This window comes from Streptosporangium sp. NPDC050284 (assembly GCF_044459525.1).
Taxonomy (GTDB): Bacteria; Actinomycetota; Actinomycetes; order Streptosporangiales; family Streptosporangiaceae; genus Streptosporangium.
Genome location: NZ_JBITIZ010000002.1, coordinates 381,553 through 408,214 on the forward strand (window position 1 = coordinate 381,553; position 26,662 = coordinate 408,214).

A 26,662-nucleotide genomic window follows, 5' to 3' on the forward strand; every position below is an offset into this window, starting at 1 on the left:
TGGCCGGTCATCGGACGCTCTGGCCGCCGTCGATGACGATGACCTCTCCGGTCATGAAGTCCGAGGCGCTACCGGCGAGCAGCAGCAGCCACGGCCTGAGCTCGTCCGGCTCGCCGATGCGACGTGCCGGGATGGTTCGCACGACCTTCGCCAGGACGTCGGCGTCCTCGCGCATCCCGGCGTTGAGCGGGGTGGCGAAGTATCCCGGCGCGATCGCGTTGACCTGCACTCCCGAGCGCGCCCACTCGATCGCCATCGAGCGGGTGAACCCGATCACGGCCGCCTTGGAGGCCGAGTAGGCGGCGTGGTCGGCGACGCCCTGGAGCGCGAAGTTGGAGGCGATGTTGATGACCTTGCCCGCCCCCTGGGCCACCATGTGCCGGCCGGCCGCCCGGGTGGCGAGGAAGGTGCCGCGCAGGTTGGTCGCCACGACGCGGTCCCACTCGGCGGCCGACTGGTCGAGCAACGGCGTGGACGCGACGATCCCGGAGTTGTTGACGAGCACGTCGACGCGCCCGAAGGTCTCCACGGTCGCCGCGACCATGCGTTCCACCGCCGCCTCGTCGGTGATGTCGGTCGGGCAGGCGAGCGCCCGGCCTCCGGCGTCACCGGCCTCCTCGACGAACGTGTCGAGCTCCGCGGCGGTGCGTGCCGCGACCGTCACCGAGGCTCCGGCGTCGACGAGCGCCGCCGCCATCGAGCGGCCGAGGCCGCGACCGGCTCCCGTGACGATCGCGACCTTGCCCTGCAGGTCGCTCATGTCACTCCCTTCATCGAGCGGGTGATCTCGCGGCCGATCAGGATCCGCTGGATCTCGTTCGTGCCGTCGTAGATCTGGGTCACCTTGGCGTCGCGCAGGCAGCGTTCGACGCCCAGGACCGCGAGGTCGCCGTAGGGACCCAGGATCCGGGTGGCCTCGACCGCCGCGGCGAAGCCCAGGTCGGTGCACGACTGCTTCATCATCCCGATCTGCCCGGTCGAGATGTCGCCGGCGGCGTCCGCCCGGCGGGCCACCGCGTGCAGGAGCAGCCTGCCCTGCAGGATACGTCCGCGCAGGTCGGCCAGCGCGAAGACGTGCTCGTCCGGCAGGCGCGTCCCGTGCGTCCTGGTCAGGATGGCGAGCGTGCGCGCGTAGGCGGCTCGGGCCAGCCCGACGCCCTGCGCCGCCGCGCTGATCCGTGACTTCACGACCGAGTTCATGACCACCCGCCAGCCTTCGCCTTCCGCGCCCAGGCGGTGGTCGGCCGGGACGCGCACGTCGTCGAAGAAGAGCTCGGCGGTGCTTGAGCCGTGCATGCCCATCTTGTCGAACGGCCGACCGGAGCGGACGCCGTCCCAGCCGCCGTCGACGACGAAGGCGCTGACGCCGTCGCGGCCGAGGGACTTGTCGGTGGTCGCGAAGCAGACGATCACGCCGGCCCTGTCACCGGTGGTGATGAAGGTCTTGGAACCGTTGAGCCGGTAGCCGTCCCCGACGGGCTGAGCGGTGGTGCGCAGGCCGGACACGTCGCTGCCGGCGTTCGGCTCGGTGATGCCGAGCGCCCCGTACGCCGATCCGTCGAGCAGGCCGGGAACGTAACGCCGTGCCAGGTCGTCGCTTCCGGCGATCATGATGGGGTACGCCGCGTGGGTCTGCGTCATGAACACCAGGGACGTGGCGGCGCAGCCCGCGGTGATCTCCTCCATCGCGACGGCGTAGGCGACGTTGGTGTCTCCGGTTCCCCCCAGGCTCTCCGGGAAGATCAGACCCATCAGGCCCGCCCGGGCGAGCGCCTGGACGCTGTCGTGGGCGAAGGCGTGGGTGCGGTCGACGTCGTGGGCTCGCGGCGCCACCTCGCGGGAGACGACGTCTCGGGTGAGGGCGCGCACCTCCAGCTCCCTGCCGCTCAGCGCGGCGTCGACGACGGGTTCGTCGAGCCGCTCGTGAAGGGCCAGGTACGCCTTCGGGTCGGTGTCGAGGTCGAGTCGTTCCAGTCGTTCCGGGCTCACGCGGACTCCCCTGGTGGGGACGCGGGGCCGGTGAACCGGGGCGGCCGCCGCTCCAGGAAGGCGGTGATCCCCTCGTCGGACTCGGCGCCGGCGACGGCGAGTGCCGCCAGGCCGGTCTCCATCTGGAGTCCGGCGTCGAGCCCGGCGTCCCGGCCGCATTCGAGGGCGGTGAGGATGGAGCGGACCGCGATCGGCCCCTGGGCGGCGATCTTCTCCGCGAGTGCCGTCGCGGTGGCCATGAGGTCGGCGGGGGCGACGGGAGGGATCGGGGTGAGCCCCAGCTGGTGGGCGCGTTGCGCGTCCAGCCGCGCCCCGGTGAGCATGAGATGCGCGGCCGCGGGGGCGCCGATCACGCGGGGCAGCCGCTGCGTGCCGCCGTAACCGGGGGTCAGACCGAGCCCGGACTCGGGCAGCCCGAGGGAGGCCCCGGTCGACAGGACCGGGAACGTCGAGGCGAGCACGAACTCGAAGCCGCCGCCGAGCGCGACGCCGTTGACCGCCGCGATCACGGGTACGGTCGCCCGTTCGATGTCCCGCAGGACCCGCTGTCCGGTGCGGAGCGTCTCGTGGGCGCGGTCCGCGCTCATCCCGGCGAGTTCCTTGAGGTCGGCGCCGGCGCAGAACGCCTTCTCTCCGCTCCCGGTGACGACGACGGCGCGGACCGCGGGGTCGGCGTCGGCGTCGAGGACCGCGGCACGCAGCCGGGACAGGACCTCGGCGTTGAGCGCGTTGTACGCCTCCGGCCGGTTGATGGTCACGATCGTGACCGGGCCGGTCCGCTCGACGAGGACGGTCTCGGACGGGGTCATGACGCGATCTCCGCTGTCTCCAGACCGATGACGCGCGCTGCCGCGAGCTCGTCGATCTGCTCCTGTGTGTATCCCAGATCCAGCAGGGTCGTCCGGGTGTCCGCCCCCAGCGCGGGGAACCGCTCGTTGCGCGGTTTCTCCTGCGAGGCGAGGCGGAACGGGCTGCGAACGCTGACGAGGTCGTCGTGGCCCCCCGGGACGGGAAGGATCGCGCCACGCGCCACGACCTGGGGGTCCTTCGTGACCTCGGAGAGGGTCTGCACCAGCGCGGCCGGCACCTCGACGTCGGCGAGGAGCCGGAGCCACTCCGCGGCGGGCCGCGTGGCGAGTCGTCGCGCGACCAGTTCGGTGATTCGTGAGCGGTCGGCACGACGGCTCGCGTTGTCCGACAGCCCCGGATCGGCACCCAGCTCGGGAAGCTCGATGGCACCGCAGAACCGCTGCCACATGGAGTCGTTGCCGATCGCGATCACGATGGTCCGGTCGGCGGCCTCGAAGGGCTGGTACATGGCGAGGACCGAATCGGTGCCGCCGCTGGGCGCCGGCTCCGGCTCGCCGGCGAGGAACGCGGCGACACGCGGCGCCATCAGGGCGAGGTCGGTGTCGAGCAGGGACACGTCGATGGCATCGCCCTGTCCGGTACGGCACTGACGGACCAGTGCCGCGTTGACGGCGATCGCCGCGGCCATCCCCGTCGCCACGTCGGAGAGCGCGGTCGAGACGCGCTGGGGTGCCCCGCCCTTCTCCCCGGTGACCGACATCAGCCCGGACCGCGCCTGGGCGACGAGGTCGTATCCGGGCAGGTCGCTGTCGGGACCGGTGAGGCCGAACCCGGACATGGCGCAGTACACCAACCGGGGGTTGCGGCGCCGGAGGGTCTCACCGTCGATCCCGATGCGGCTGAGCTTCGCGGGGTTCATGTTCTGCAGGAAGACGTCCGCGGTGTCGAGCAGCCGCAGGAGCACCTCGCGCCCCTCGGGCGCGCTGAGGTTGAGGACGACCGACCGCTTGTTGCGATTGGCGGAGGCGAACCACGCCGAGACCCCGTCGACGAACGGCGGGCCCCAGGACCTGGCGTCGTCCCCGCTGCCGGGGCGTTCCACCTTGATCACTGTCGCGCCGAGGTCGGCGAGGTACATCGCGGCGGTGGGGCCGGCGTAGGAGGTGGTCATGTCGACCACGCGCACGCCGTCGAGAGGCCCCGACGGCTCGTCCACAGGCCCACTGCTGGTGTCCAATGAAATCACCTACTAATAATGTTGGACATTTACCGATTGGTCAACACCGTCTGCTTTGTCCTCATCGAGCTCAGGAGGTGTCGGACGGTCCGGCCGACACCAGGTCCGACACCAGAGCCGACGCCAGGACGGCGACCCCGGACAGGACCGGACGGTCCGACTGGCGGGCCTCGACGCGTACGGACTCCCGGGTGTCGCCACGCTCGAACCGCACCCGGATGGGCGCTCCGGGCAGCATCGGCGCCTGGAACCGGCACTCGAACGAGGCGAGGCGGCCTCCGTGACCGTCCGCGTGGCGCCCGAGATAGGTGGCCACGTATCCGTAGACGTACATGCCGTGCAGGATCACACCGGGCAGGCCGACGCGGCTCGCCACCGCCTCGTCGAGGTGCACGGCGCTGTGGTCCCTGGAGACCCGCGCGTAGTCGCGAGGTACGTCGGCGGCCGGCTCCCACACGAGAGGGGCGGGTACGGGGACCTCACCCACGGGCACGGAGGCCTCACCCATGACGCAGAGCCTGGGTGCTGGTGCCGCGCAGGCACATCCGGCCGTCTTCGGTGAAGGACTCGGTCTCCACATCGAAGAAGACGGCACGCGCGCCCTCCTTGATACGGCCGATCCAGGCTCGGGTCTCGATCGAGGCGCCCACCGTGATGGGCGCGTGCCACGTCAGGGCCTGCGCCGCGTGGACGTTGTGGTCGAACGGCAGGTCGAGGCGGTGATCGTGCAGTACGCCGAGTACGGCGCGCATCGTGAGAGCGACGGACAGGCCGGGCGGCACCTCCCGAATGCCGCCGGTGAGATCTTCCCTGCCACGGTCACCGACATCGGCGCGGTCCTCCCCGTCGTGGTCGCCGACATCGGCGAGGCCTTCCCCGCCGTGGTCGCCGACGTCGGGGCCGTCCGGCGGCGGGGTGCCGCCGGCCACCGCTTCCTTTTCGCGGTCACCGAAAACGGATCGGCCGGCCGGAACGTCGCAGAGGCGGGCGTGGCCGAGCGCGTCGGCGGGCTCGATGATCTCGCGGGTCCGCCACGACTCCTGGCGCTCACGCAGCGCGGTGAGCCGGGCGAGCACCGGAGCGGGATCCCAGGTCCCTGTCATTGGGGCGCCGTCTCCACCAGTGCCAGCCGCTGACGGAGCTCGACCTTGCGGATCTTCCCGCTGGGCGTCTTGGGCAGGCTCGGCACCAGCACCAGGCGCTCCGGCAGGAAGTGCCTGGACACGCCGTTGTCGAGCAGGTGCCGGTTGAGCTCGTCGAGGGTCAGATCATCGGTGCGGGAGTGCACCACGGCGCAGGCCCGCTCGCCGAGACGCTCGTCGGGAACGCCGACGACGGCCACGTCGACGACATCGGGGTGGGTGTAGAGCACGCTTTCCACCGCGACCACGGGGATGTTCTCCCCACCGCGGATGACGATGTCCTTGCTGCGCCCTTCGAGGTAGACCAGCTGGTTCTCGTCGATGCGGGCGGTGTCGCCGGTGTCGAACCAGCCCTCCGCGTCGATCTCCTCGCGGGTCCTGTCGGGCAGGCCCTGGTAACCCAGGAAGAGTCCCGCGCTGCGAACCTGCATCCGTCCCGGCGTGTTGGCGGCCACGGGCTCGCCGTCCGTCCCGACGATGCGGACTCCGACGCCGGGCACCGCCCGGCCGTCGCTCGCGAGCTCAGGGTCGGACATACCGGGTCGGCAGGAAACCCCGATCCCGATCTCGGTCATTCCCCATGCGGAGCCCACCCAGCAGCCGAAGGCACTGCGCCCGGCACCGGGGAGCGCACGCGGGACCGGCGATCCCGTCGTGATGACGGCGCGCAGCGCGCAGCGCGGGTCACCGACGAGATCTGTGGTGAGCAGGTCCTGGAGGAACGTCGGGGCACCGAAGAACACCGTGGCCCCTTCCTCGCGCAGGAAGGTCGCGGCCGTCGCCGGGCTCCACTTCTCCAGGTAGACGGCCGTCCCCCTGAGGTAGGCGGTCATCAGGACTCCCCACAGGAAGCCGCTGTGGTGGCCGACGGGTGAGACCACGGCGTTCACCACCGGGGCGCCGAGGTTCTCCGCCCCGAAGTAGGCCAGCCAGTTCCTGAGCACCGCGATCAGGGTCTGGTTGGTGTTCATCACCCCCTTGGGAGCGCCCGTCGTACCGGAGGTGAAACCGATGTGGCACAGGGCACGAGGGTCCACGGCGGGGAGTCGCGCGCCGGCGGCGGACGGGGCGGCCAGATCCCCGAGCGCGATCTCGCCCTCGCCCCTGCCCGAGTCGCCACGCACGACGACCAGCGGCGCCACCTCTCCGTACGAGGCTCGCACGACCTCCAGCGGGGTGGCGCTCGCGACCCGTTCCTGCGTCACCACCACCTTCGCGCCGGTCGAGGCGAGGATGTGGCTGACCTCCTTGGTGCCGTAGGCGACCGGGATACCGGTGTAGACGGCGCCGGCGCGGTTGATGGCGAAGATGAGTGCGGCGAACTCGATGCAGTTCGGCAGCATGACCACGACGGAGTCACCCTCGGAGACTCCCCGGGCCCGCAGGCCCACGGCGAGATCGGTGACGTAGGCGTCGAGCTCGGCGTAGGTCATCGCGCGGCGGCTTCCCCCCGGGCCTGCGGAGTCGACCGCCGCGGTCAGCTCCGGGTGTGCGACGGCCGCGTCGGCGAGCAGGGAGGTCAGCGTCTGTGAGGTCCACTGGCCGCTGGACTCGTAGGTGGTCGCGAGATCCCGGGTCAGCCTGCTGTCCGGGCGGATGCCCGGGTGCTCGCCCGCGGCGGGTGTGTTCTGCGAACTCACGATGCGCTCCTCATTGGTTGGTGTTGCTCGACCGCTCAGCGCGCGGTCTCTCCTCCGTCGACGGTCAGCACGGCTCCGGTGAGAAACGTGCTGCGGGGGTCGCACAGTGGTCCCATCGCGGCCACGACGTCGTCGACCGTCCCGAACCGGCGCGCGGGCACGGCCCTCGTCACACGGGCGCTCTGTTCGGGGTCCGCGCGGATGCTCGCGTTGAGGTCTGTCGCGATGAACCCGGGGGCGATGGCGTTGACCTGGACGCCGTGGCGCGCCCACTCGACCGCCATGCTACGTGTGAACGAGACGACGGCCGCCTTCGACGCGCAGTAGGCGGCGTGTCCGCTCACCCCTTTGAACGCGTAGTTCGAGGCGACGTTCACGACCCGCCCTGAGCCCTGGGCGGTGAGGAAGGCCCCCGCGGCGCGTGTCACCCGCACCGTGCCGAGGACGTTCGTTTTCCACACCGCGTCCCACGGCTCGTCACCGGCGTCCAGGAGAGAGCCCGAGGCGAGCACCCCCGCGCAGTTGACCAGGAGATCCAGCCCGCCGAGGCCGTCCACCGCCTCCGCGACGAAGCGTTCAATGGAGTCGTGATCGGAGACGTCGACGACGCGTGGGTGGGCGTTGCCCCCCTGGGCGGCGATCTCGTCGGCCACCGCGCTCAGTGCCGCGGAGTCCCGGCCGCCGATCGCGACCGTCGCGCCGGCCGCTGCCAGCGCTCGCGCGATCGCCCGGCCTATCCCCCTGCTGGCACCCGTGACGACGGCCCTTCGTCCGGCCAGATCCGGGAAACCCGACATGCTGTTGCTCCTCATCGCGCGGGGGCGTCTTTGCCGCCCTCTCTCGGGAACGAGTCGACCATGTCCGCGAAGCGGTGCCGAGTACGCATAATGTCGAACATTCATCACATAGGCAAGTACCATCCGGTAGTAGCTACGACATACTGCCGCCCTGGGAAGCCAGTAGACTTCTGGTTCGGCGGTTGACTGATGTAGGACACTTGTCAACCCCCCGGAAACGAGAGGCCCACATTGGAGACCTTTGGTGAGCCCCGTGCTCTTGGGCAGGCGGTCGTGCGCCCGCGCCAGCAGGTGGAGGACCGCATCCGTCGGGCGATCCTCGACGGCGAGCTCAAGCGCGGCGAGCGTCTCCCCTCCGAGACCGAGCTCGCACGTCAGTTCGAGGTGAGCAGGACGACGGTGCGCGAGGCGCTGCGCTCGCTGTCGACGCAGAACTTCATCGAGAAGGTCCCCGGAGCGGGGGGCGGCAGCTTCGTCCGGGCCGTGGACCACGAGGCACTCAGCGAGATGCTGTCGGAGTCCATGAAGAACCTGCTCAGCCTCGGCAGCATCGGGGCCGACGAGGTGCAGTCGGTGCGCGAATACCTTGAGGTCCCCGCGGTCCGGCTCGCCGCCGGCCACCGCAACGCGGAGGACCTCGCCCAGATGCACAAGATCATCGAGCGTCAGAAGTCGGTCCGCGTGACAGACCCGTCCGTGCCCCAGCTCGACGTCGACTTCCATTCCGCTGTCGCCCGCGCTTCCGGCAACCGAGTGCTGGGCTCCTTCGTCCAGGCCCTGCACGAGCAGACGATGCCCGTGCGGTTCCTCGATCTCTCCGAGCAGGTCGGCGCCGAGACCGTGCTCCAGCACCTGCAGATCGTGAAGGCGATCGAGGCGGGCGACGAGGACGCGGCCCAGAACGCCATGGTGACGCACCTTCGCTACCTGCAGGCTCACCGCGTGGCCGCGGCGGAGCGCATCTGACCCGGCGCCTCCGGCTCCGGCCCGCACGAGCACCGTTCACCCCCGTGCGACCCTGACTCCGGGCCCGCACGGGGCGTCTCTTCGATCGTGCGCCCCTGACTTCGGGCCCACACGGGGCGTCTGCTTGAGGGCGCCCCTGACTCCGGCCCGCACGGAGCGCCTCCGACCCGGCGCCCCCAACCCCTGGCCCGTACGGCGATTCGGCGCATCCCGACTCGGGCCCGCGCGGCCGAGAACACGTCGCAGCCCTCTCCCCCTTGCCGCACTCCGAACTGTCCGACAATAATCGGCTCGTCCTTAAATAGCCGACACAGGGAGTGCACGATGGGTTTCGAGGGGCAGGTAGTGGTCGTGACCGGTGCGGCGGGAGGTCTGGGGCGCTCGATCGCGGGCGAGTTCCTCGAAGCCGGCGCGAGTGTGGTGCTCACGGATCGGGACGCCGGCCGCCTGGAGGAGGTCTCCCTGCGGCTCGGCCTCCCCGACCGCGTCATGGTCCACGCCGGGGATCTGACCGACGAGGAGGACGTCGTCGGCCTCGCGGAGGCGACGGCCGGCAGGTTCGGGACCTGCCACGTGCTGGTGAACAACGCCGGCATCCTGGGCACCCCCGGGCCGTTGGCGTCGCTCTCCACGGCGGCGTGGAACGAGACGATCGCGGTGAACCTGACGGCCGCGATGCTCTGCACTCGCGAGCTGGGCCGTCTCATGATCGACAATGGCCGCGGCGCCGTCGTGAACATCGCCTCGGTGGGGGCGCACTCGCCGAACACCTCCCCCACCTACGGCGTCTCCAAGGCGGGCCTGGTCGCACTGACGCGACATACCGCCGTGGAGTGGGGCCCGCTGGGAGTGCGGGCGAACGCGGTGAGTCCCGGGTTCGTGCGCACGGAGATGTCGGCGGCCCACTACGCCGACCCCGATCTGCTCGCGTTGCGCACCCAGCTCACCCCGGTGCGCCGCATCGGCGGCGCGTCCGACATCGCGAGCGTGGTCGCCTACCTGGCGAGCGACGCCGCCGCGTTCGTCAACGGCCAGGAACTGGTGGTCGACGGCGGGTTCCTGTCCGCCCCGCTGATGCATGTGCAGCGTCACGCGGATCAGTACGGCGGCCATTCGGCCCCCCAGCCCGCGCTCTTCGCGGATCGCCTGCGTTCCACGGAGGCTCGGCGATAGCGGCGACGGCACTGCCACACCGTGCTCGAACGTTACGAATCAATCACATTTCGTAACGAACGTTAACCGGAAACCATGCGGTAAAGTTCCACGACCTGGGACTTTCACAGAGAGCCCCCGGCCGAACACCCAGAGCGCCTCCGGATCGGCGACCAGACAGAGCCAGGCGCCTGCCTCCCTGGCCGCCGGCCAGATTAGGCACCCGCCACACTTTCCCGGCTACCGACCGGCACGTGGCGGGGGCACGCCCCCGGCGATCACGACTCCTCGCCTCGGCCTTCTCTCCCGGGCACCCCGAAGCCCTCCCGGGCACCCCGAAGCCGAAGACACCGTCCAGGGCCACCTCCGGCGGCCCACCCCGCCGCCGACACGCGACGCCGGTCAGGCCACCACAACCCCGGCCGCACGACACCGAACACCCCCACAAGGGGTGCCTGCCGCAGGGGGCATGACACCCCGATTCATCACCGGAAAACCCGGCCGATCCCCTCACTTCGGCCGAGGCGAGCCGGTGAGCACGACAAATAAGACTGTTGCCTTCATCACGACCCACCGGTATCGTCCGTCCATCAGGTCGAATGTCGAACATTAGGAATCCGGTATGACACAAGACGCTGTCGCCGCCACCAACAAGGGCGCCCCCCAAGCCAGCAAGAACTCCATCCGCAAAGTCACCACCGCCTCCATGGTCGGCACCGTGATCGAGTGGTTCGACTTCAATCTTTTCGGCGCCATGGCCGCGCTGGTTCTCGGGCCGCTCTTCTTCCCCTCGGACAACCCGCTCACCAGCACACTGCTCTCCCTGGCGACGTTCGGCGTCGCGTTCGTCGCGCGGCCCTTCGGCGGCATCGTGTTCGGCCACTTCGGCGACAAGTACGGCCGCAAGAAGATGCTGGTCCTCGCGCTGCTCATGATGGGTATCGGCACGTTCGCCATCGGCCTGCTCCCCACCTACGCCTCGATCGGGATCGCGGCCCCGATCCTCCTCGTCACGCTCCGCCTGATCCAGGGTCTGGCACTGGGCGGCGAGTACGGCGGTGCGGTGCTGATGGTGGTCGAGCACGAAGGGGCGGCCAAGCGTCGCGGCTTCTTCGGAGCCTGGATGGGCAGCGCCTCACCGATCGGATACATCCTCGCCGCAGGACTGATCGCCCTCACCTCGGCGTTCATGCCGGAGGACGCCTTCAACTCGTGGGGCTGGCGCATCCCGTTCCTGTTGAGCGCCATCATGGTCATCGTCGGCCTGTACATCCGCCTGTCACTCGAGGAGTCGCAGGCGTTCAAGGAGGTCGTCGAGCAGTCGAAGACCACGGAGGTCGTCAAGATCCCCCTCATGGAGATGTTCAAGCGCTACCCGCGCAGCGTCCTCTCCTCCATCGGCGCCTCGCTCGGCATCCACGCCGGCTACTACCTGTCCATCATCTTCGCCCTGTCGTACGCCCGTAACGAGGTGGGCTTCAGTGCGACGGCCGGTTTGGTGATGGTCCTGATCGCGTCCGTCTTCTACTTCAGCGCGATCATGATTTCCGGCCACATCTCGGACAAGGTCGGCCGCAAGCCTCCGATGCTCATCGGCGTCATCGGCTTCGCCGTCTGGGTGTTCGCGCTGTTCCCCCTGATCGCCACCGGCAACCCCCTGTTCGCGGGCATCGGCTTCTCGGTCGGCCTGATCTTCCTCGGGTTGCTCTACGGCCCGATGAGCACCTGGCTCGCCGAACTGTTCGGAACGCAGGTCCGCTACACCGGCATCTCGTTCGGGTACACCATCGCGGCCGTCATCGGTGGAGGCATCACGCCGGCGCTCGCCGTCGCGCTGATGGACAGCTACGACAGCACGATCCCGATCTCGTTGTTCGCCGCGGCCATCTCGATCATCGCGTTCCTCACGATCCTGTTCACGCGTCGTGGGCTGTCCCACGAGGAGGAGGACCTGAACAATGTCTGAGATCGGCACCGCGAAGCCGGGAGTGTTCCTGGTGCGAGCCGAGGTTCGTGACGATCTGCGTGACGACTTCGACCACTGGTACGAGACCGACCACCTCCCACTGGTGATCAAGACGCTCGGGGCCAGGTCGGGACGACGCTGCTGGAGCGTGACCAGCCCCGGTGTCCACTTCGCCGAGTACGAGTTCGACGACCTCGACTCCCTGGTACGGATGGTCGGGTCCCCGACGCTCCAACCGCTGCTCGACGACTTCGACGCCCGGTGGCCGGAAGGGGTCGTGCGCACGCGGGAGATCCTCGAACCGGCGGGCGCGAAGCGGTGAACCACCTCGGATGAACGCCCGCGGCCGCCTGTCGGCCGGTGCGGGCGGACCGAGTCGGAGGCCCGGGGCGGCGAAGACCGCCCCGGGCCTCCGCTTTCCCGCACCCGGTCGATCCGGCGCATCGGGATTTCGGAAACGACGAGATCCCGTCCGATCGCCTGATCGGACGGGATCTCGCAGGGCTTTTCAGTGTTGTTGTCACCCGCATCGATCCGCGACGCGGTGTCCGGACGTCTTCGAGCGGCGGTTCGTCTTCCGCCGGAGCGGCCCGATGATCGCCGCGGGACCGGTTGGCCCGGTACGGTTCCACCAGCAGCACCGACAGCCACTTCGCGGGTCAGGGGACGCGGACGGTCTCACCCACCGGCCGTCCTGTGAGGACAGGTTGCGGACCGAGGTCGAAACACCGGAAGAACGGTAACTCGCTTCGAATTCAAAGCGATACCCTCAGGGGTGTGACGACCGTCACACTGCTTCGAATTCGCAACATGTAGCGTGAGGACATGAACGACAGCCAGCCGGAAGCCGGTGCGGGAACCGAGGACGTCCAGCCGCTCGATCCCGCCCAGCTGGGCGCGTACTTCGTGCTCATGGAGGCTGTCAGCCTGCTTCAGCACCAGGTCGAGCAGCAGCTACGCGCCGAGGGCGGCATCAGCTACGTTCAGTTCCAGGTGCTGGCCCGCCTCGCCCATCACGACGGCCCGTTGACCATGACCGAGCTGGCCGACGGCGTCGTCTACAGCCGCAGCGGCCTGACCTACCAGGCCGGCCTGCTGGAGAAGGCCGGCCTCATCACCCGCGGTCCCAGCCCCGACGACGAGCGCGCCACCCTGGTCGCCATCACCGGCGACGGCCGGGCTCTCGTCGAACGTGTCCTGCCCGGCCACATCCAGGTCGTCCGCCTGCTCTTCGACCCCCTGGCGAACGACGACCTGCACCACCTCGGCGACATCATGACCCGCGTCCGAGACCACCTGCGCGCCCAGCCACCCCGTTCCGCCGCCTCCCGCAAGGGCCGCACGCCCCCCTCGGCTCCGATCGCGCCATAACCCCCGGCCAGGCGGCGTTCCCGTCGCAGGCGACGTTCTCTCTGTAGGCGGCGTTCTCTCCGCAGGCGGCGACGCGGGCGGTGCGCCCGGCTCCCCCGAAGCCACGGGTCACCCTTCGGCCTGGACACCCGGCCGGACGTACGCGGCAAAGAACCGCAGGACGGCATCCGCGATCTCGCCGGGCTTCTTCTCCGGCGCGAAGTGGTCGAGCGTACGGAACGTCGCGGTCTCGGAGCGCGGAATCGTCTCGGCCAATCGGGCGAGGGCGACGCCCTGCCGAGCGGTGTCACGCCCCTTGCCTCGCATGATCAGGGCGGTCGCGGAGATCTCGCGGTAGTCGGCCAGCCGGCCGTCGAGTCGTCCCACCTCGGCGTGCTCGCTGATCGCCTGGGGCATGAGCGCAAGGTTCTGCCGCAGCTCCGCGCGGGGAATCGCGTACCGCAGGATGATCCGGAGAAGCCCGCGTGGAAGGCGTCCGGTCTGATCGGGGTTGACCCCGCGAACGAAGGTGACGAACGCCTCGAAGTCCGCACCTTCGGAGATCTCATGGCGCGCTCGTTCGATCCAGTCGACCGGGACCGACCCGTCGACCGACACTCCGGGCTCGTAGACGGCGACCGCGTCGAACGCCGAGGTCTCGCACGCGGCTCGCAGGGCCACCAGTCCACCGAAGCTGTGCCCGAAGATCAGCCGCGCACCGGTTCGTGCGAGTACCGCCTCGATGTCCTCGCACTCCCGCGCGATGCCGTACCGATCACCCTGCGGGCCGCTGCCGCCACGGCCACGCCGCTGCACGATGTGCACGGTGTGCCGGGCCGCCAGGAGTCCGGCGAAGACGGCGAGGTCGGACGCCACCGCGAGCGCTCCGGGGACCACGATGACATCGGGCCCACACCCCACGCCGAGGTATTCGACGGGCGTGCCGTCCGCCGAGGTCACCGACCGAGTGTCCAGATCAGGCATGGTGTTCTCGTTTCTCTCGTCGCCCGGAGCCGTCCCAAGCAGTGCTTACAATGTACGCAGCAGCGAAGAAATCCCACCACCTCGCACTGCTGCGAGCTAGTGCACTTCGCATGTTTTCGCAGGACAACGGGGTAGTACGGCGATCCGCCGACTCACGACCGCACTAGTGCACTGGAGAGTCATGACAGACCGACCGCTCTATCTGCGCATCGCCGATGAGATCGCCGACGACATCCGGAGCGGACGACTGGCGGAAGGCCGGCCGGTGCCGTCCACCCGGCAGATCGTCCGGGACCGTGGGGTCGCGATGGCCACCGCCACCAAGGTCCTCGGCGCCCTGCGCGAGGCGGGCCTGGTCGAGACGATCCCGGGCCGCGGGACCGTCGTCCGGCGGCGAGACGAGCCGGCGACCGGGAGGACCGGCCCGTCCACCGGCGAGCGGGCACGGCGCCCCGGGCTGACCCGGCGCGAGATCGTCGAGGCCGCCGTACGGATCGCCGACACCGACGGGCTGCCGCTCGTCACGATGCGGCGGGTGGCCGTCGCCCTGGACGTCTCCACGATGGCGCTCTACCGCCACGTCCCGAACAGGAACGACCTGACGCTGCGGATGGCCGACAGCGTGTTCGCCGGCGCCAGGCTGCCCGACATCCCGACAACCGCCTGGCGACGACGCCTCGAAGCGGCCGCGCACCTGTTCTGGACCGTCTTCGGCCGCCACCCGTGGGCCGCCGAGGTGTTCTCGCTGAGCCGCCCGCAACTCATGCCCAACGTGCTGCCGATCGCCGAGTGGTCGCTCAGCACACTGCGCACGATGGGACTCGACGCGCACGACATGCTGTGCACGCACATCAACCTGTTCGGGCACGTACGCGGCATGGCACTCGTCCGTCTCACGGAGACGCAGGCGGAAGAGGACACCGGGATGTCGGCGGACGACTGGATGAACCTCCAGGACGGCCTGCGCCGGTGGACGTCCACCGGCAACCCCGGACTCGGTTACGTCGTACGGAAACCGTTTGACTTCGACCTGGACGCGGTCTTCGAGTACGGGTTGCAACGCCTGCTCGACGGCATCGACGCCCACCGCCGCGAGCTCGGGCGGGCGAACCGACGCGCGGCCCGGGAGGGTGGAGAACGTCCGGTGATGAAGCGCGTGTGAAGCGCTGGGATGTTCAGTGATGAAGCGCGTGTGAAGCGCTGGGATGACAGGCGCAGCCGGCCACCCGCGCCGCGGCCGGGACGGGCTCCCGAGCCGCCGTGATCACGTCGTCCAGCATGCGCTGCCGCTGTGCGCGATCGATCAACCGGCCTCGAACGAACACCGCGTTGATGCGCGTCGTGTTGCGGATGTCGCGCAGCGGGTCGGCGTCCAGCAGCACCATGTCCGCCACCTTTCCGCGCTCGACGGTTCCGTGGTCACGCAGCCCGAGCTGCCTCGCCGGTTCCAGGGTCGCCGCCCGCAGGATGCTCATGCCGCTGAGCCCCGCCTGGGACAGCAGCTCCAGCTCGTCGTGCAGGCCGAAACCGGGCATCACATACGAGGTGCCGGTATCGGTGCCCGCCAGCAGCGGCACCCCGGCGCGATCGAGTTCGGCGACCAGCCGCAGCCGGCGTTCGAAAAGCTCCCTGCGTGACGCGGCCTGCTCCGCAGGACGGTCTTTCAGATACACCTCCCGCATGGTCATCTCCCACAACTGCCGTATCTGAGCGGGGAAATAGCGGTGACGCGGATCATCGGTGCGCACACTCGACGGTGTGTCGACGACCCGGTGGTTGGTCAGCGTCGGCGTCAACCGGGTCTGGTTGCGCGCCAGGCGGTCGAAGACGCGGGCGGCCTTGCGCCGATCGTAGCTGCGCGCGGCGGCGTACTCTACGGGATGCATTCGGTTGTACCAGCCGGCGTACTCCCCCGGGCCGATCGGCACCGCGGCGATCGCCTGACGCAACTTCCGCTCCTGGTCAGAGGTGTTGTACCAGACCGCCGACAGGTGTTCGATCGTCCGCAGCCCGGCGTCGCTCGCCTCGGTGAAGCGGACGAAATCCGGCACATGGCCGAGGATGGGAATCCGCTGTCTGCGCGCCTCGTCGGCCAGGGCGAGAAAGGACGCCCGGCTGAGCCGCGTGTAGGTCTTGATGAAGTCGGCGCCCGCCGCCTTCTCCTGCCGTACCGCGGCACGGGCCTGCTCCGGACCGGCCACGCTGACGAAGGGCGGCCCGATCCCCTCCCACAGCGACGGCGCACCGTCGATCATGCGGCTGCCGATCACGTACCGGGGACCCAGACGGGTACCGGCCTCCACCTCACGCCGCCAGGAACTGATCGCCGGGTTCGCGCTCATCTCCCGCACGGTGGTGACGCCGTTGGCGAGGTAGAGCGGCGGATAGGTGCGCTCCAGTTCCGTCGAGTGCACATGCATGTCCACAAGGCCGGGAATGAGGAACTTACCCGTGCCGTCCACCACGGTCGCCCCCGCCGGAACGGGCACCGACCGGACCGGGCCCACCGCGACGATGCGCTCACCCCGCACCAGTACCGTCATGTCACGGGCCGCCGGTCGTCCCGTCGCGTCGATGACCGTCACCCGTACGACGGCGGTGACCTTACCCGCCGCGCCCCCGACCGCTCCCGTGCTCGCCTGCGCGGTCCGGCCGCCCCCTACCAGCGCCCCGACCGCGGTCACAGCCGCCCCAGCGATCACACTTCGCCGGGAAACATCCCTCTTCATCGTGCAACTCCCTGCCCCCGTTGGTTTTCACCAGCTTTCTGGAGTCGCGCCGTGTGCACGATGAAGGAGGCAGGTCATCACAGGTAGGGCGGGCCCTACCGTGCCCGTTCCGCGGCGTGGTCGCCCGAATGATCTTCCCTGTCCTTCCAGCCGTGATGGTGTCCAAGCCCGCTGGATCACTCGGTGGTCGATCAGGGTGATGTCGTAACGGCGCAGGAGATCGAGGGCGACCGCCAAGGTGAGGAATGCCACTGCGCCGGCCGGCAGCGGCTGGTCATCATGATCAGCGACTATGCCGTCAAAGCACCGACCGACCGAAGACGATGCAGAACGGGTGACCGACGGGATCGGTGAAGACGCGAAAGACCGACTCGTGTTCGTTCGGGACACGGGTGGCGCCCAGGGCGAGTAATTCCCGCTCGGCCTGATCGGGGTCGGTCACCCGAATGTCGAGGTGCATCTGCTGGGGATGCGCGGGGTCGGGCCAGCGTGGTGGAATCCACGGGACGGCCCGCTGGAAGGCCACCTGCCGAAGGCCCGGTTCCGCGCCGATGACCACCCAGCCGTCGGCGTCCTCGTTGATCCTCATCCCCAGCACCTGGCAGTAGAACTCCGCGAGAGCGCGCGGATCGGGGCAGTCGATCACGGTCTTTTCGAGGCGTCCGATCATACCGACAGCATGCCAGCACGCCGGTGACGACCGCTATCCCTCATCGGCATGAGCGGGTGTCGGACCCGCGTGCCGAACAGCGCACGCCACCGCGACAGCGACCGCACCTGTAAATAAACTTTGACATGATGTCCGCGACCTTTTACATTAAGCAATGTCAGCTTTGTTTTACATCTGCATCGCCCGGGTGTTCCGGGGCGGACTCGATGACGTCTTCCGGTTCCCCCGACACCGAAGGAGACCCCCTATGAGGGCGATCGTCCAGGACGAGTACGGCCCGCCGCACATGCTGAGCCTCGGCGAGGTCCCGACCCCGACGCCCGGCGCCGACGATGTGCTGATCCGGGTGCACGCGGCCGGCGTCGACTACGGCGTGTGGCACATCATGACCGGGCTGCCGCTCATCGCTCGCCCCGGCCTCGGCCTGCGTCGACCCCGCAACCGCGTGCCGGGCATGGACGTGGCCGGCGTCGTGGAGTCCGTCGGCGCCGACGTGACCGCGTTTCGCCCCGGCGACGAGGTGTACGGCGAGGCGACCGGCGCGTACGCGCAGTTCGCACTCGCCCGCCCGGGCAAGCTCGCCCGCAAACCCGCCAACCTGAGCTTCACCGAAGCGGCGGCCGTACCCGTGTCGGGGGTGACCGCGTTGCGGGCCCTCGGCCAGGTCACCACCGGCGAGAAGGTGCTGGTCATCGGCGCGGGCGGCGGAGTGGGCAGCTTCGCGACGCAACTCGCGACCGCCGCCGGCGCCCACGTCACCGCCGTGTGCAGCACGGCCAAGGCCGATCTCGTCCGGTCGCTGGGCGCCCGGGCCGTCATCGACTACACGCGCGAGCCGCTCACCGGAACGTACGACCTGATCATCGACATCGCGGGCATCCGACCGCTGCCCCTGCTGCGCGGGCTGCTCACCGAGCGCGGCCGGCTCGTCATCGTCGGCGGCGAGGGCGGCGGCCGGTGGTTCGGCGGGCTCGGCCGGATGCTGGCCGTCCGGCTGATCACACCGTTCACGCGCCAACGCCTGGACGCGCTGATCGCGCTGACCCGCACCGCCGACCTGGACACGCTGCGCGACCTCATCGAGGCCGGGGCCGTGCGACCGGCCGTCGGGCGCACGTACCCCCTGGCGGAGACCTCCACCGCGGTGAGCGACCTGGCCGCGGGCAACGCGCCGGGGAAGCTCGTCATCACGGTCGATTGACCCCGCGGCGCGTCTTGGGAAGCCGGCCGAGGAGCTGAGTCCCACCACTCGGATCCGCGTCGGCCGCGTTGGGGAAGTCAGTCCAGCGCGGCCGCCTTGCGCAGCAACACCGAGCGTTCGCACTGGTTGGCGCACAGGCGGGCGGCCAGCTCCAGCTCAGCGCGCGCCTCCGGTCGTCGGTCGAGGCGGGCCAGCAGTTCCCCGCGTACGGTCGGAACCAGATGCGAACCGGGCAGCCGGTCCGAGGCGATCAGCTCGTCCACGATGGCCAGGGCCTGCGTCGGCCCCGAGGCCATGGCCACGGCAACGGCCCGGTTGAGTTCGACCACCGGCGAGGGCGCGACCCGGCCGAGCGCCTCGTAAAGCAGCACGATCCGGTCCCAGTCGGTCGCCTCGACCGAGGGCGCCGACGCGTGGGCGGCGGCGATCGCGGCCTGCAGGCCATAGGGACCGAGGCCGCAGGACGATGCCTTGGCCAGCGCGGCCAGCCCTCGGCGGATCGCCGAGAAGTCCCACAGCCTCCGGTCCTGGTCCCCGAGCAGGACCGGCGTGCCGTCCGGGCCGGTCCGGGCCGGGAAGCGTGCGGCCGTCAGCTCGCACAACGCGAGCAGGCCGTGCACCTCCGGCTCCTCGGGCTGTAGCGCGGCCAGCGTGCGGGCCAGCCGGATCGCCTCGTGCGCGATGTCAGGGCGCAGCAGCCGGTCACCCGATGTGGCCGTCGACCCCTCGGTGAAGATCACGTAGAGGACGCTGAGCACTCCGCCCAGCCGTTCCCGGCGCTTGTCGGCCGGTGGCAACTCGAACGGCACCCGTGCCGCCGCGATCGCCTTCTTGCCCCGGGTGATGCGGGCCTGCACGGTCGGGACGGGTACCAGGAACGCGCGAGCGATCTCTTCGCTGGACAGGCCACCGACCACGCGCAGGGTCAGCGCCACCTGGGCCTCGCGAGAGAGCACCGGGTGGCAGCCGATGAACATCAGCGCCAGAACATCGTCGCCGATCTTGTCGGGATCGACCTCTTGGTCGACCGCAGGGGCTGCCGCCAACAGGGCGTATCGGTCCTGGAGGGCGGTCCGGCGGCGGATCGCGTCGATCGCCCGCCGCCGGGCCGTGGCCATCAGCCAGCCGGCCGGATTGGCCGGAGAGACACGCGACCACGACACCAGCGCCTCAGCGACCGCCTCCTGGGTCGCGTCCTCGGCCAACCCGAAATCGCCGGTGAGCCGGGTCAACGCGGCGACGATCCGGGCCGACTCGATCCGCCAGACGGCCTCGACGTCGGCCGTACCCATCAGATCCGGCCGTTGCTCTCGCTGCCCAGCGGAGCCTCGTCGACCTCGGCCACCCGCCGGACCTCGATCTTGGACCCGCGGACCGCCGGGACCCGCCTGGCCCACTCGACCGCCTCCTGTTTCGTAGCGACGTCGAGTAGGAAGTAGCCGCCGAACAGTTCCCTGGTCTCGCCGTACGGTCCGTCCGTGACCACCGGAGCCTCGCCGCTGAAGTCGACCACGACACCCTGACCCGGATCGTCCAACCCTTCGGCCGCGACGAGAACCTCGGCCTTCATCATGTCCTCGATGAACCGGTGGGTCATGGCCATCATCTCGTCGAGATCAGCCATCATGGCCGCGTTCGTCTCATCGGTGCCTCGCATGATCAGCAGGTATTTCGACATCGCGTTCTCCTCGTCCGGCGGGACCGCCTCTCGGCCCTCGCACCACACGTCGAACGAGCGGCCCGCCAATCGACACCGTCCCGGAGAAATCTCTCGCCGCGACGCAGACGATCCTGTCAGACCGGCCCTCGAGCCCAGAATGGGTGACCGACGGGATCAGCGGAGAGTCGATGTTCACCCGGGACACGGGGCCCTCAAAGGAAGCAATTCCTGCTCTGCCTGATCGGGTCAGTCACCCGAATATGGATGTGCGAGGTTGGGCCGGCGTGGCGGAATCCACGGGATGGCCCTCTGAAAGGCCAACCGCCGGAGACCGGGTTCCGCGCCGATGACCGCTCAACCTCCGACATCCTCGTTACCCCTGGTCCGGTCGATCAGGCCGGGATCCGCTCGCGGCTCACGCGGGCGATCACGTCCAGCAGTGCGGTCACGGCAGGGAGGCGGAAAGGCGGCGCCAGGGAGGCCGCGTACAACCGGCGGGAAGGGAGCGAAGGCGCGGTCGATCTTCTCACCACCCCCGGGTGTACGGCGCCCCGCACCAGTGTGGGCACGAGCATGACGCCGGATCCGCCCGCGACCAGAGCTTGCCTGCCGTTGGTGCGGCAAGGACGTGTCGAACTCGGCCGCCTCACCGGGCGACAACGGTCGTACCTCCCCCTGCCACTCGACCTCCGGCACAATGATCATGTGATCGATCACTGCCGAAGCCTCTTCGAACGGCACCGGTGGCTGACCGGACTCTGCCGGATCCTCGACACCCCTGACGCCTGACCCGGCTGCCGGCCGATCTTCCCGCCACGGGACGGCGGCCGGGCCCGCGCCGTCACCGGCGGGGGTGGTCGGCCACCGGGTCCGCGAGTCGTTGGTCGATGTCGGGAAACGAGCCGTCGCCGAACAGGATCCGCGCCGCCAGGGCGCGACCGGCGCGACCGCGCAGCACGGTCACCGCCGCCTCCGCCGCGGCGGGGGACCGGATACCGGCGAACACGCGGCGCAGCGACAACCGGCCCAGAAACCGGTTTCGCAACGCGCCCCCGTCGTACCGGCTCAGCACGCGTTGGTCGCCGGTACGCAGGTATCCGGCGGTGACCGCCGCGGCCAGCTCGGACATGCGCAGGCAAGGGTCCAGCCCACCGGCCGTGAGCGGTGACACCGCGCCCGCCGCGTCCCCGACGAGCAGCCCGGCGGGACATGCCAGCCGCCGCAGTACCCCGCCGACCGGGATCGGACCACCTCGACGCTCGACCGGCCCGACCGGCGCCACGTGGCCGGGCGCGTCCGCGACGAAGGCGTCCAGCAGGTGGCGGATACCGGCGCGCATCGCGTTCGGGTAGCCCGCGACACCGACATGCGCGTGCCGGCCATCGTCGATCACCCATCCCAGATACCCCGGAGCGATCCGGGGGTCCAGCACGCAGTGGAACGTCGGGGTGGCCGTGCCCGACGCGATCGGGTGGACGATCTCGGCGCCGACGAGAAAGCGCCGGTTGACATCGAGACCGAGATCACGGGCCACCCGGGAGCGGGCACCGTCCGCGCCGACGACGAACCGGGTCCTCACCGGCTCCGCGCCCTCCAACCGCACGAACCCCCTCGACGCGTCGACGTACCGTACGCCCAGGAGGACCCGTGCCCCGGCCGACTCCGCCGCGCCGCGCGCGTGCTCGTAGACGGCCGCCATGTCGGCCACGCGATACTCGTCCCGGTCACTGGTGAACCGGATCGGTGCCCGCCGCGACGGCGGATACAGCAGCACGTCCCGGATCCCCGGCCCGAGCAGGTGATCGGGGATGTCGAAGTCGTCGAGGGTGCGGCGCACGAAGATCCCCGTCGTGCGGATCCCGGCCGACAACGATCCTCGACGGTCGACCACCAGCACGTTCAGGTCCCGGCGCGCGAGCAGGCGGGCTGTGCGCAGACCGGCCAGGCCCGCACCCACGACCAGTACATCCACTGTTCGCATACTTCGCGACGGTAAGGGCGGTGCCTCAGCCGTACGACGGTTTGCACGCTACCTGCCCCATACCTTCACACCGTCGCCCCACGGCTCCCCTGCCGAGAGGGCCGCGCCCTCCGCCCCGGCCGGCACCGAGCACATCCGCCGGTGTGCCCCGGTCCAGCCGGGTCAGCGCGGGTGCAGGAGGTTGGCGACCCAGGTGGACGCCAGGCAGGCGTAGAAGACGAGCAGCACCGGGACCAGCGACTGGCCGAAGTACGACATCGGGATCAGGGCCGCCTGCGTCGCGGCCAGCGTGCCCGTGATGCCGCCGAAAACGTGGCGGCGCACCCCGCTGAGCCGTGCCGTCTCCTGGACGGGCGTGATCAGCCCGAGCACGGCGACACCCGCCATCACGGTGCCGGGCGATTGTGCCACGGCGGCCGAGACCAGCAGCACGATCCCGCAGCAGAAGAGGCCCGCGGAGATCCGGGCGGCCCACACCTCGGCGGTGTCGAACAACTGCCGGTCGCGAAGGTCCCGGTGCAGAACCAGCGTGGTCACGGCCTGGCCCACCCAGTTCACCCAGGTCGCCAGTGTGATCAGCACCATGTAGACGAACCAGGGGACGAGCAGGCACAGCGCGAGCCACAGCAGGATCCGTCGGCGGGTGAGGAGACGCAGAGACGCGAGCCAACCGTCGAGACGACGTAGCGGATTGCGCTGTTTGAGGGCCTCCAGGAGCAGGTTCCGGCCCTCCTCGTACTCGGGCGCGAGCCGGAGTGTCTCGCGGAACGCGCCGGCGGCGGCCCTGTGGTCGCCGGTCGTCATCATGACCAGCCCGTACGCACGGTGCGCGTCCGCGCTCTCGGGGGCCAGCCGGATCGCCCGCGAGGCGTGCTCGCGTGCGCCGTCCGCGTCGCCGAGCTCGGCCAGGGCGATACCCATGATCTGGGCGAGCCCGCCGTCCTCCGGTGCCAGCCGCAGTCCATGGCCCGCGGCTCCGGCGGCGGCCGGGAACTCGCGAAGGTTGAAGTGGGTGCGGGCCAGCAGTTCGTAGATCAACGGCTCGTCCGGGCCACGTGCCAGCGCGTTCTGGAAGGCCCCCAACGCCTCGCGCTCCCGGCCGGTTTTGTTCAGGATCAGCCCGGCCACCCAGTGCCCGAACCAGTGATCGGGGATCAGTCCGGTCCCGCGGTTCGCCTCCACGAGTGCCTCGTCCAGGTCCTTCTGGAGAAAAAGCGCGAGGGCGAGCATGAGATGCGCGGCCGGATTCTGCGGATCCTCGGCCAGCGCGGCACGGGCCTCCCGCTCGGCGTCGGGGCCGCGGCGCAGCATCACCAGCATCCGCGCCCGCTCCGCCAGAGCCTGAACCCGGGCGTCGACCTGGGAGGTCATCGCCGCCTGCCGCCGATCCAGGGCAGCAGGTCGTCCCAGGCTCCGCTCTCGTTGGAGTACGTGACGTAGTTGCGGGCCGTGGCCATCCATTCGGCGACCGCCGTCGGGCGGACCGAACGGGCCGCGCCCAGCAGGTCGGCGGTGGACAGCGGCAGGAGGCGGCCAACGCGTATCGCGTCCTGGAGCTTGGCCTCCACGGCCCGGTCCACCACCCCCTTGAGGTCGGCACCGGTGAACCCCTCGGTGGCCTCGGCGATCATCCGGAAGTCCACCTCGGCCAGCGGCGCCTTCCTGCACAGCAGGGACAGAACGGCCGCCCGCGCCGCCGCGTCCGGCGGCGGCACGAACACCAGCTGGTCGAACCGGCCGGGACGACGGAACGCCGCGTCCACGTACCAGGGGGCGTTCGTCGCCGCGAGGATCAGAACCCCTTCGTTGGCGCCGCCCTCCACACCGTCCATCTCCGCGAGGAACTGGTTGACGATCTGCCGGTTGTGCGCCTGGCCCATGTCCGAGCGGCGTGCCGCCAACGCGTCGACCTCGTCGAAGAACAGCACGCACGGGCTGTTGCGGCGGGCCCTCTCGAACGTCGCGTGGAGGTTGCGTTCGCTGGACCCGACGTACATGTCAAGGATGTCCGACAGTCCGACGCTGATGAAGTCGGCGCCCAGTTCTCCGGCGGCGGCCCGCGCCAGGTGGGTCTTCCCACAGCCGGGTGGCCCGTACAGCAGCACCCCGCCGCCGGCACGCCTGCCGTAGGCGGCGAACATCTCCGGCTGCTGGACCGGCAGCAGCAGTTTCATCCGCAGGGACTGCTTGACCTGCTCCATCCCGGCCACGTCCGCGAAGCTCGTGCGCAGCCTGTCGGCGCCCGGATTCAGGGGCGACGCCACGTTCGCCATCGCCTCGCCACGGATGGAGCGCGGCACGACATCGGAGTTCGTGAGCTCGGCCTCGAACGCGAGCTCGGCCTCGAAGCCGGGATCGGCGAGCGAGCCGTCCCGTGCCACGGCCTCCCGGTAGCGCAGTCGTGCGGCCGCCACATCCCCTTCCGCGGCCAGCGCCCTGGCCACGATGACCCCGGCCCGAGGCGGCCCCTGCCCGGCCGCGACGCGTTCGAGCGCCGCCAGGGCCGCACCGCTCTTGCCCTGCCTGAGAAACACCTCGGCGAGCCCGGTCGCCGACTCGGCGTCACCGGGAACCAGGGCGAGCGCGGCACGGAACTCGGCCTCGGCATCCATGAGCAACCCCGCACTCAGCAGCTGTTCTGCCAGGTGGCGCCGCAACGGAAGATTGTCCGGCGACACCTGCACCGCCTGCCGCAGTGCGTCCAACGTTCCCCGATCGGTCACAAGACGCCCGCCTTTCACCCCAATACTGGAAACACCTGTCGATGATTCCATGCGGGTTCGCACCCGGCGGCACCGCGCACCCCCGCTCCCTCCGATGCGACCCCTCGGTGAGACGCATCGCCTCCGATCGACGAATGCCAACCGGCGCCTGAGGACCAGGAGAGTCAGAAGATCACTTCTCGCGTAAGGGACGATCGTTTCCCGGAGCCCTCGGGCGGCCTCACAGGTCAGGCGTTCAGCGATCTGTGCACGGCGGCGTCCACCAGCTCGCGGACCTCCTGCTCGGTGAAGATGTCGGGCAGCGTCAGCCGCTCCACGATGAGCCAGTTCAGGGCGAGGTAGAGGAGCACCGCCGAGGTCGAGTCACCGGGCAGGCCCGAAGCGGCGTGGTGGCCGATGTTGGCGTCGATGTCCTCGCGGATGCGCTTGGTCAGCACCGCGCGCAGCTCAGGGCGCCGGGTGGATTCCAGCCGCAGTTCGAGCAGGGCCAGGTAGCCGGAGTCGAAGGCGGAGACCCGATCCACCAGTTCGTGCATGAGCTCGGCATAGCGGGTCGCGTCCTGCACACCCTCCCGGCTGCGGGCCATCGTGGCCTCGTCGGGCAGCAACCGCTCGTAGATGCGTCCGCCGGCCTGGGTGAACAGGTCGTCGCGGTTGGCGAAGTAGTTGGAGGCCGTGCCCGGGGGCACGGCCGCCTCCGCGTCGACGGCCCGGAAGGTCAGCCCCCGCGCCCCCTCCTTGGCCAGCACCTCGATGGCCGCGTCGATCAACGCCTGCCGCCGCTCGGGATTCCTCCGCACTTGACACCACTCCATCTGTAGTACTACGTTCCAACCACTACAAGTAGAGTACTATATTTGGAGTTGATTGGTATGCGAAAGCTCGTCTACTACGTCGCCGTCTCGCTCGACGGCTACATCGCGGGCCCCAACGCCGAGTTCGACTTCTACCCCGTGTCGGACCAGATGGCCGCCTGGATCAACGACCGCTACCCCGAGACGCTCCCCACCCATGTCCGCAGGCTTGTCGGCCTTGAGGACGCGCCAAACAAGGTTTTCGACACGCTGGTGATGGGCCGAGGCACCTACGAGCCGGCCCTGGACGTCCCCACCACCAGCCCGTACGCCCACCTGCGCCAGTACGTCGTCTCCAGCACCCTGACGATCGACGATCCCACGGTGCGGGTGGAGACCGGCGACCCGGTCGAGCTCGTCCGGCGGCTGAAGGCCGAGGACACCGGCATGGACATCTACCTCTGCGGTGGCGGCAGGCTCGCCGGCTCCCTGCTCCCGGAGATCGACGAGATCATCCTCAAGAGCTACCCCGTGGTGGCGGGCGCGGGCATCTCCCTGTTCTCCGGACAATTCCGCCCCACCCTGTTCACCCCCACCCGGCGCGAGTCCTTCGACAACGGCACCCAGGTCACCTGGCTCACCAGGGCTTAGCACCCCGAGAAAGCCGGACACCTCGGCGCGTCCGCTCGGCTCGACCTCACGGGCGAGATCGCGCCCTCCTCATCCGCGTGGCGCCATGGCGCGCGCCCATTCCCGGTGTCGTAGCGGGACGATTCCTCCTCCCTGTGCCGTCCGGGGGGAAGTCTCCCGCAGTGGACGACCGGCCTTGGCGGGCAAGCGACGACTACGGCCATGAGCACCCCGGCCAGGT

Annotated in this window: 26 protein-coding genes; 8 read left to right on the forward strand and 18 right to left on the reverse strand. The window is 70.0% G+C overall.

All coding sequences use genetic code 11. The annotated features are described in order from the left end of the window. Positions 1-7 precede the first annotated feature (7 nt). From ACIBH4_RS06065 to ACIBH4_RS06100, 8 genes are all read right to left on the reverse strand, one after another. Complete coding sequence (locus ACIBH4_RS06065; protein ID WP_362516699.1) at positions 8-760, reverse strand: glucose 1-dehydrogenase; 753 nt, start codon at positions 758-760, stop codon at positions 8-10. Beyond that, positions 757-1,989 (reverse strand): acyl-CoA dehydrogenase family protein, encoded by a 1,233-nt coding sequence (locus ACIBH4_RS06070; RefSeq protein WP_362769480.1) that lies wholly within the window; start codon positions 1,987-1,989, stop codon positions 757-759. Before ACIBH4_RS06070 ends, ACIBH4_RS06065 begins: the two co-directional genes overlap by 4 nt. Continuing rightward, the gene (locus ACIBH4_RS06075) at positions 1,986-2,798 is read right to left on the reverse strand and encodes an enoyl-CoA hydratase/isomerase family protein (protein ID WP_362769482.1); all 813 of its coding nucleotides are present in this window, start codon (positions 2,796-2,798) and stop codon (positions 1,986-1,988) included. The genes ACIBH4_RS06070 and ACIBH4_RS06075 overlap by 4 nt, the downstream gene beginning before the upstream one ends. Continuing rightward, the gene (locus ACIBH4_RS06080) at positions 2,795-4,045 is read right to left on the reverse strand and encodes a CoA transferase (protein ID WP_362769485.1); all 1,251 of its coding nucleotides are present in this window, start codon (positions 4,043-4,045) and stop codon (positions 2,795-2,797) included. Before ACIBH4_RS06080 ends, ACIBH4_RS06075 begins: the two co-directional genes overlap by 4 nt. 61 nt (positions 4,046-4,106) lie before the next feature. Next, positions 4,107-4,544 (reverse strand): MaoC family dehydratase, encoded by a 438-nt coding sequence (locus tag ACIBH4_RS06085; protein ID WP_362516708.1) that lies wholly within the window; start codon positions 4,542-4,544, stop codon positions 4,107-4,109. Then, entirely contained in the window at positions 4,537-5,139 is a 603-nt protein-coding gene (locus ACIBH4_RS06090; RefSeq protein ID WP_362516710.1) for a hypothetical protein, read from the reverse strand. The genes ACIBH4_RS06085 and ACIBH4_RS06090 overlap by 8 nt, the downstream gene beginning before the upstream one ends. Then, complete coding sequence (locus ACIBH4_RS06095) at positions 5,136-6,818, reverse strand: AMP-binding protein (protein ID WP_362516712.1); 1,683 nt, start codon at positions 6,816-6,818, stop codon at positions 5,136-5,138. Before ACIBH4_RS06095 ends, ACIBH4_RS06090 begins: the two co-directional genes overlap by 4 nt. 35 nt (positions 6,819-6,853) lie before the next feature. Further along, the gene (locus ACIBH4_RS06100) at positions 6,854-7,615 is read right to left on the reverse strand and encodes an SDR family oxidoreductase (protein ID WP_362516714.1); all 762 of its coding nucleotides are present in this window, start codon (positions 7,613-7,615) and stop codon (positions 6,854-6,856) included. Between the two features lie 273 nt (positions 7,616-7,888). Here ACIBH4_RS06100 and ACIBH4_RS06105 point away from each other — a divergent pair, with 273 nt between their 5' ends. From ACIBH4_RS06105 to ACIBH4_RS06125, 5 genes are all read left to right on the forward strand, one after another. Continuing rightward, positions 7,889-8,581, forward strand: a complete 693-nt coding sequence (locus ACIBH4_RS06105) for a FadR/GntR family transcriptional regulator (RefSeq protein WP_362516717.1) — start codon at positions 7,889-7,891, stop codon at positions 8,579-8,581. Positions 8,582-8,905: 324 nt separating this feature from the next. Continuing rightward, entirely contained in the window at positions 8,906-9,754 is an 849-nt protein-coding gene (locus tag ACIBH4_RS06110; RefSeq protein ID WP_362516719.1) for an SDR family oxidoreductase, read from the forward strand. A 601-nt stretch (positions 9,755-10,355) separates the two neighbouring features. Continuing rightward, a complete protein-coding gene (locus tag ACIBH4_RS06115; protein ID WP_362516721.1) occupies positions 10,356-11,699 on the forward strand; it encodes an MFS transporter in 1,344 nt (447 codons plus the stop codon). After that, entirely contained in the window at positions 11,692-12,021 is a 330-nt protein-coding gene (locus ACIBH4_RS06120) for a hypothetical protein (protein ID WP_362516723.1), read from the forward strand. The genes ACIBH4_RS06115 and ACIBH4_RS06120 overlap by 8 nt, the downstream gene beginning before the upstream one ends. A 503-nt stretch (positions 12,022-12,524) precedes the next feature. Continuing rightward, positions 12,525-13,070: a MarR family transcriptional regulator gene (locus tag ACIBH4_RS06125; protein WP_362516725.1), complete on the forward strand. Its 546-nt coding sequence runs from the start codon at positions 12,525-12,527 to the stop codon at positions 13,068-13,070. A gap of 108 nt (positions 13,071-13,178) precedes the next feature. On the opposite strand, the gene ACIBH4_RS06130 is transcribed toward ACIBH4_RS06125, so the two are convergent. After that, positions 13,179-14,033 (reverse strand): alpha/beta hydrolase, encoded by an 855-nt coding sequence (locus tag ACIBH4_RS06130; RefSeq protein WP_362764541.1) that lies wholly within the window; start codon positions 14,031-14,033, stop codon positions 13,179-13,181. A 181-nt stretch (positions 14,034-14,214) separates the two neighbouring features. On the opposite strand from ACIBH4_RS06130, the gene ACIBH4_RS06135 reads away from it, so the two are divergent. Continuing rightward, on the forward strand, positions 14,215-15,195 hold the full coding sequence (locus ACIBH4_RS06135; RefSeq protein ID WP_362764538.1) for a TetR/AcrR family transcriptional regulator C-terminal domain-containing protein: 981 nt from the start codon (positions 14,215-14,217) through the stop codon (positions 15,193-15,195). Positions 15,196-15,208: 13 nt separating this feature from the next. Here ACIBH4_RS06135 and ACIBH4_RS06140 read toward each other — a convergent pair whose 3' ends face one another. Continuing rightward, the gene (locus ACIBH4_RS06140; RefSeq protein WP_362516731.1) at positions 15,209-16,762 is read right to left on the reverse strand and encodes an amidohydrolase family protein; all 1,554 of its coding nucleotides are present in this window, start codon (positions 16,760-16,762) and stop codon (positions 15,209-15,211) included. Between the two features lie 298 nt (positions 16,763-17,060). Next, positions 17,061-17,432 (reverse strand): VOC family protein, encoded by a 372-nt coding sequence (locus ACIBH4_RS06145; RefSeq protein ID WP_362516733.1) that lies wholly within the window; start codon positions 17,430-17,432, stop codon positions 17,061-17,063. Positions 17,433-17,679: 247 nt separating this feature from the next. On the opposite strand from ACIBH4_RS06145, the gene ACIBH4_RS06150 reads away from it, so the two are divergent. After that, complete coding sequence (locus tag ACIBH4_RS06150; protein WP_362516735.1) at positions 17,680-18,633, forward strand: NAD(P)-dependent alcohol dehydrogenase; 954 nt, start codon at positions 17,680-17,682, stop codon at positions 18,631-18,633. A gap of 77 nt (positions 18,634-18,710) precedes the next feature. Here the strand turns inward: ACIBH4_RS06150 and ACIBH4_RS06155 are convergent, their stop codons facing one another. From ACIBH4_RS06155 to ACIBH4_RS06185, 7 genes are all read right to left on the reverse strand, one after another. Next, positions 18,711-19,925 (reverse strand): DUF6596 domain-containing protein, encoded by a 1,215-nt coding sequence (locus tag ACIBH4_RS06155; RefSeq protein ID WP_362516737.1) that lies wholly within the window; start codon positions 19,923-19,925, stop codon positions 18,711-18,713. Then, entirely contained in the window at positions 19,925-20,311 is a 387-nt protein-coding gene (locus tag ACIBH4_RS06160; protein ID WP_362516739.1) for a YciI family protein, read from the reverse strand. The genes ACIBH4_RS06155 and ACIBH4_RS06160 overlap by 1 nt, the downstream gene beginning before the upstream one ends. A 374-nt stretch (positions 20,312-20,685) precedes the next feature. After that, the gene (locus tag ACIBH4_RS06165) at positions 20,686-20,868 is read right to left on the reverse strand and encodes a hypothetical protein (protein ID WP_362516741.1); all 183 of its coding nucleotides are present in this window, start codon (positions 20,866-20,868) and stop codon (positions 20,686-20,688) included. A 266-nt stretch (positions 20,869-21,134) separates the two neighbouring features. Next, positions 21,135-22,274 carry an NAD(P)/FAD-dependent oxidoreductase gene (locus ACIBH4_RS06170; protein WP_362516743.1) on the reverse strand — a complete coding sequence of 380 codons (1,140 nt, stop codon included), beginning with the start codon at positions 22,272-22,274 and terminating at the stop codon, positions 21,135-21,137. A 162-nt stretch (positions 22,275-22,436) separates the two neighbouring features. Continuing rightward, positions 22,437-23,645, reverse strand: coding sequence for a tetratricopeptide repeat protein (locus tag ACIBH4_RS06175; RefSeq protein ID WP_362516745.1), 1,209 nt, complete (start codon positions 23,643-23,645; stop codon positions 22,437-22,439). Next, on the reverse strand, positions 23,642-24,997 hold the full coding sequence (locus tag ACIBH4_RS06180; protein WP_362764534.1) for an AAA family ATPase: 1,356 nt from the start codon (positions 24,995-24,997) through the stop codon (positions 23,642-23,644). Before ACIBH4_RS06180 ends, ACIBH4_RS06175 begins: the two co-directional genes overlap by 4 nt. A 227-nt stretch (positions 24,998-25,224) precedes the next feature. Next, positions 25,225-25,797 carry a TetR family transcriptional regulator gene (locus tag ACIBH4_RS06185; protein WP_362516749.1) on the reverse strand — a complete coding sequence of 191 codons (573 nt, stop codon included), beginning with the start codon at positions 25,795-25,797 and terminating at the stop codon, positions 25,225-25,227. Positions 25,798-25,869: 72 nt separating this feature from the next. On the opposite strand from ACIBH4_RS06185, the gene ACIBH4_RS06190 reads away from it, so the two are divergent. Continuing rightward, positions 25,870-26,442: a dihydrofolate reductase family protein gene (locus ACIBH4_RS06190; protein ID WP_362516905.1), complete on the forward strand. Its 573-nt coding sequence runs from the start codon at positions 25,870-25,872 to the stop codon at positions 26,440-26,442. Positions 26,443-26,662: the final 220 nt, after the last annotated feature.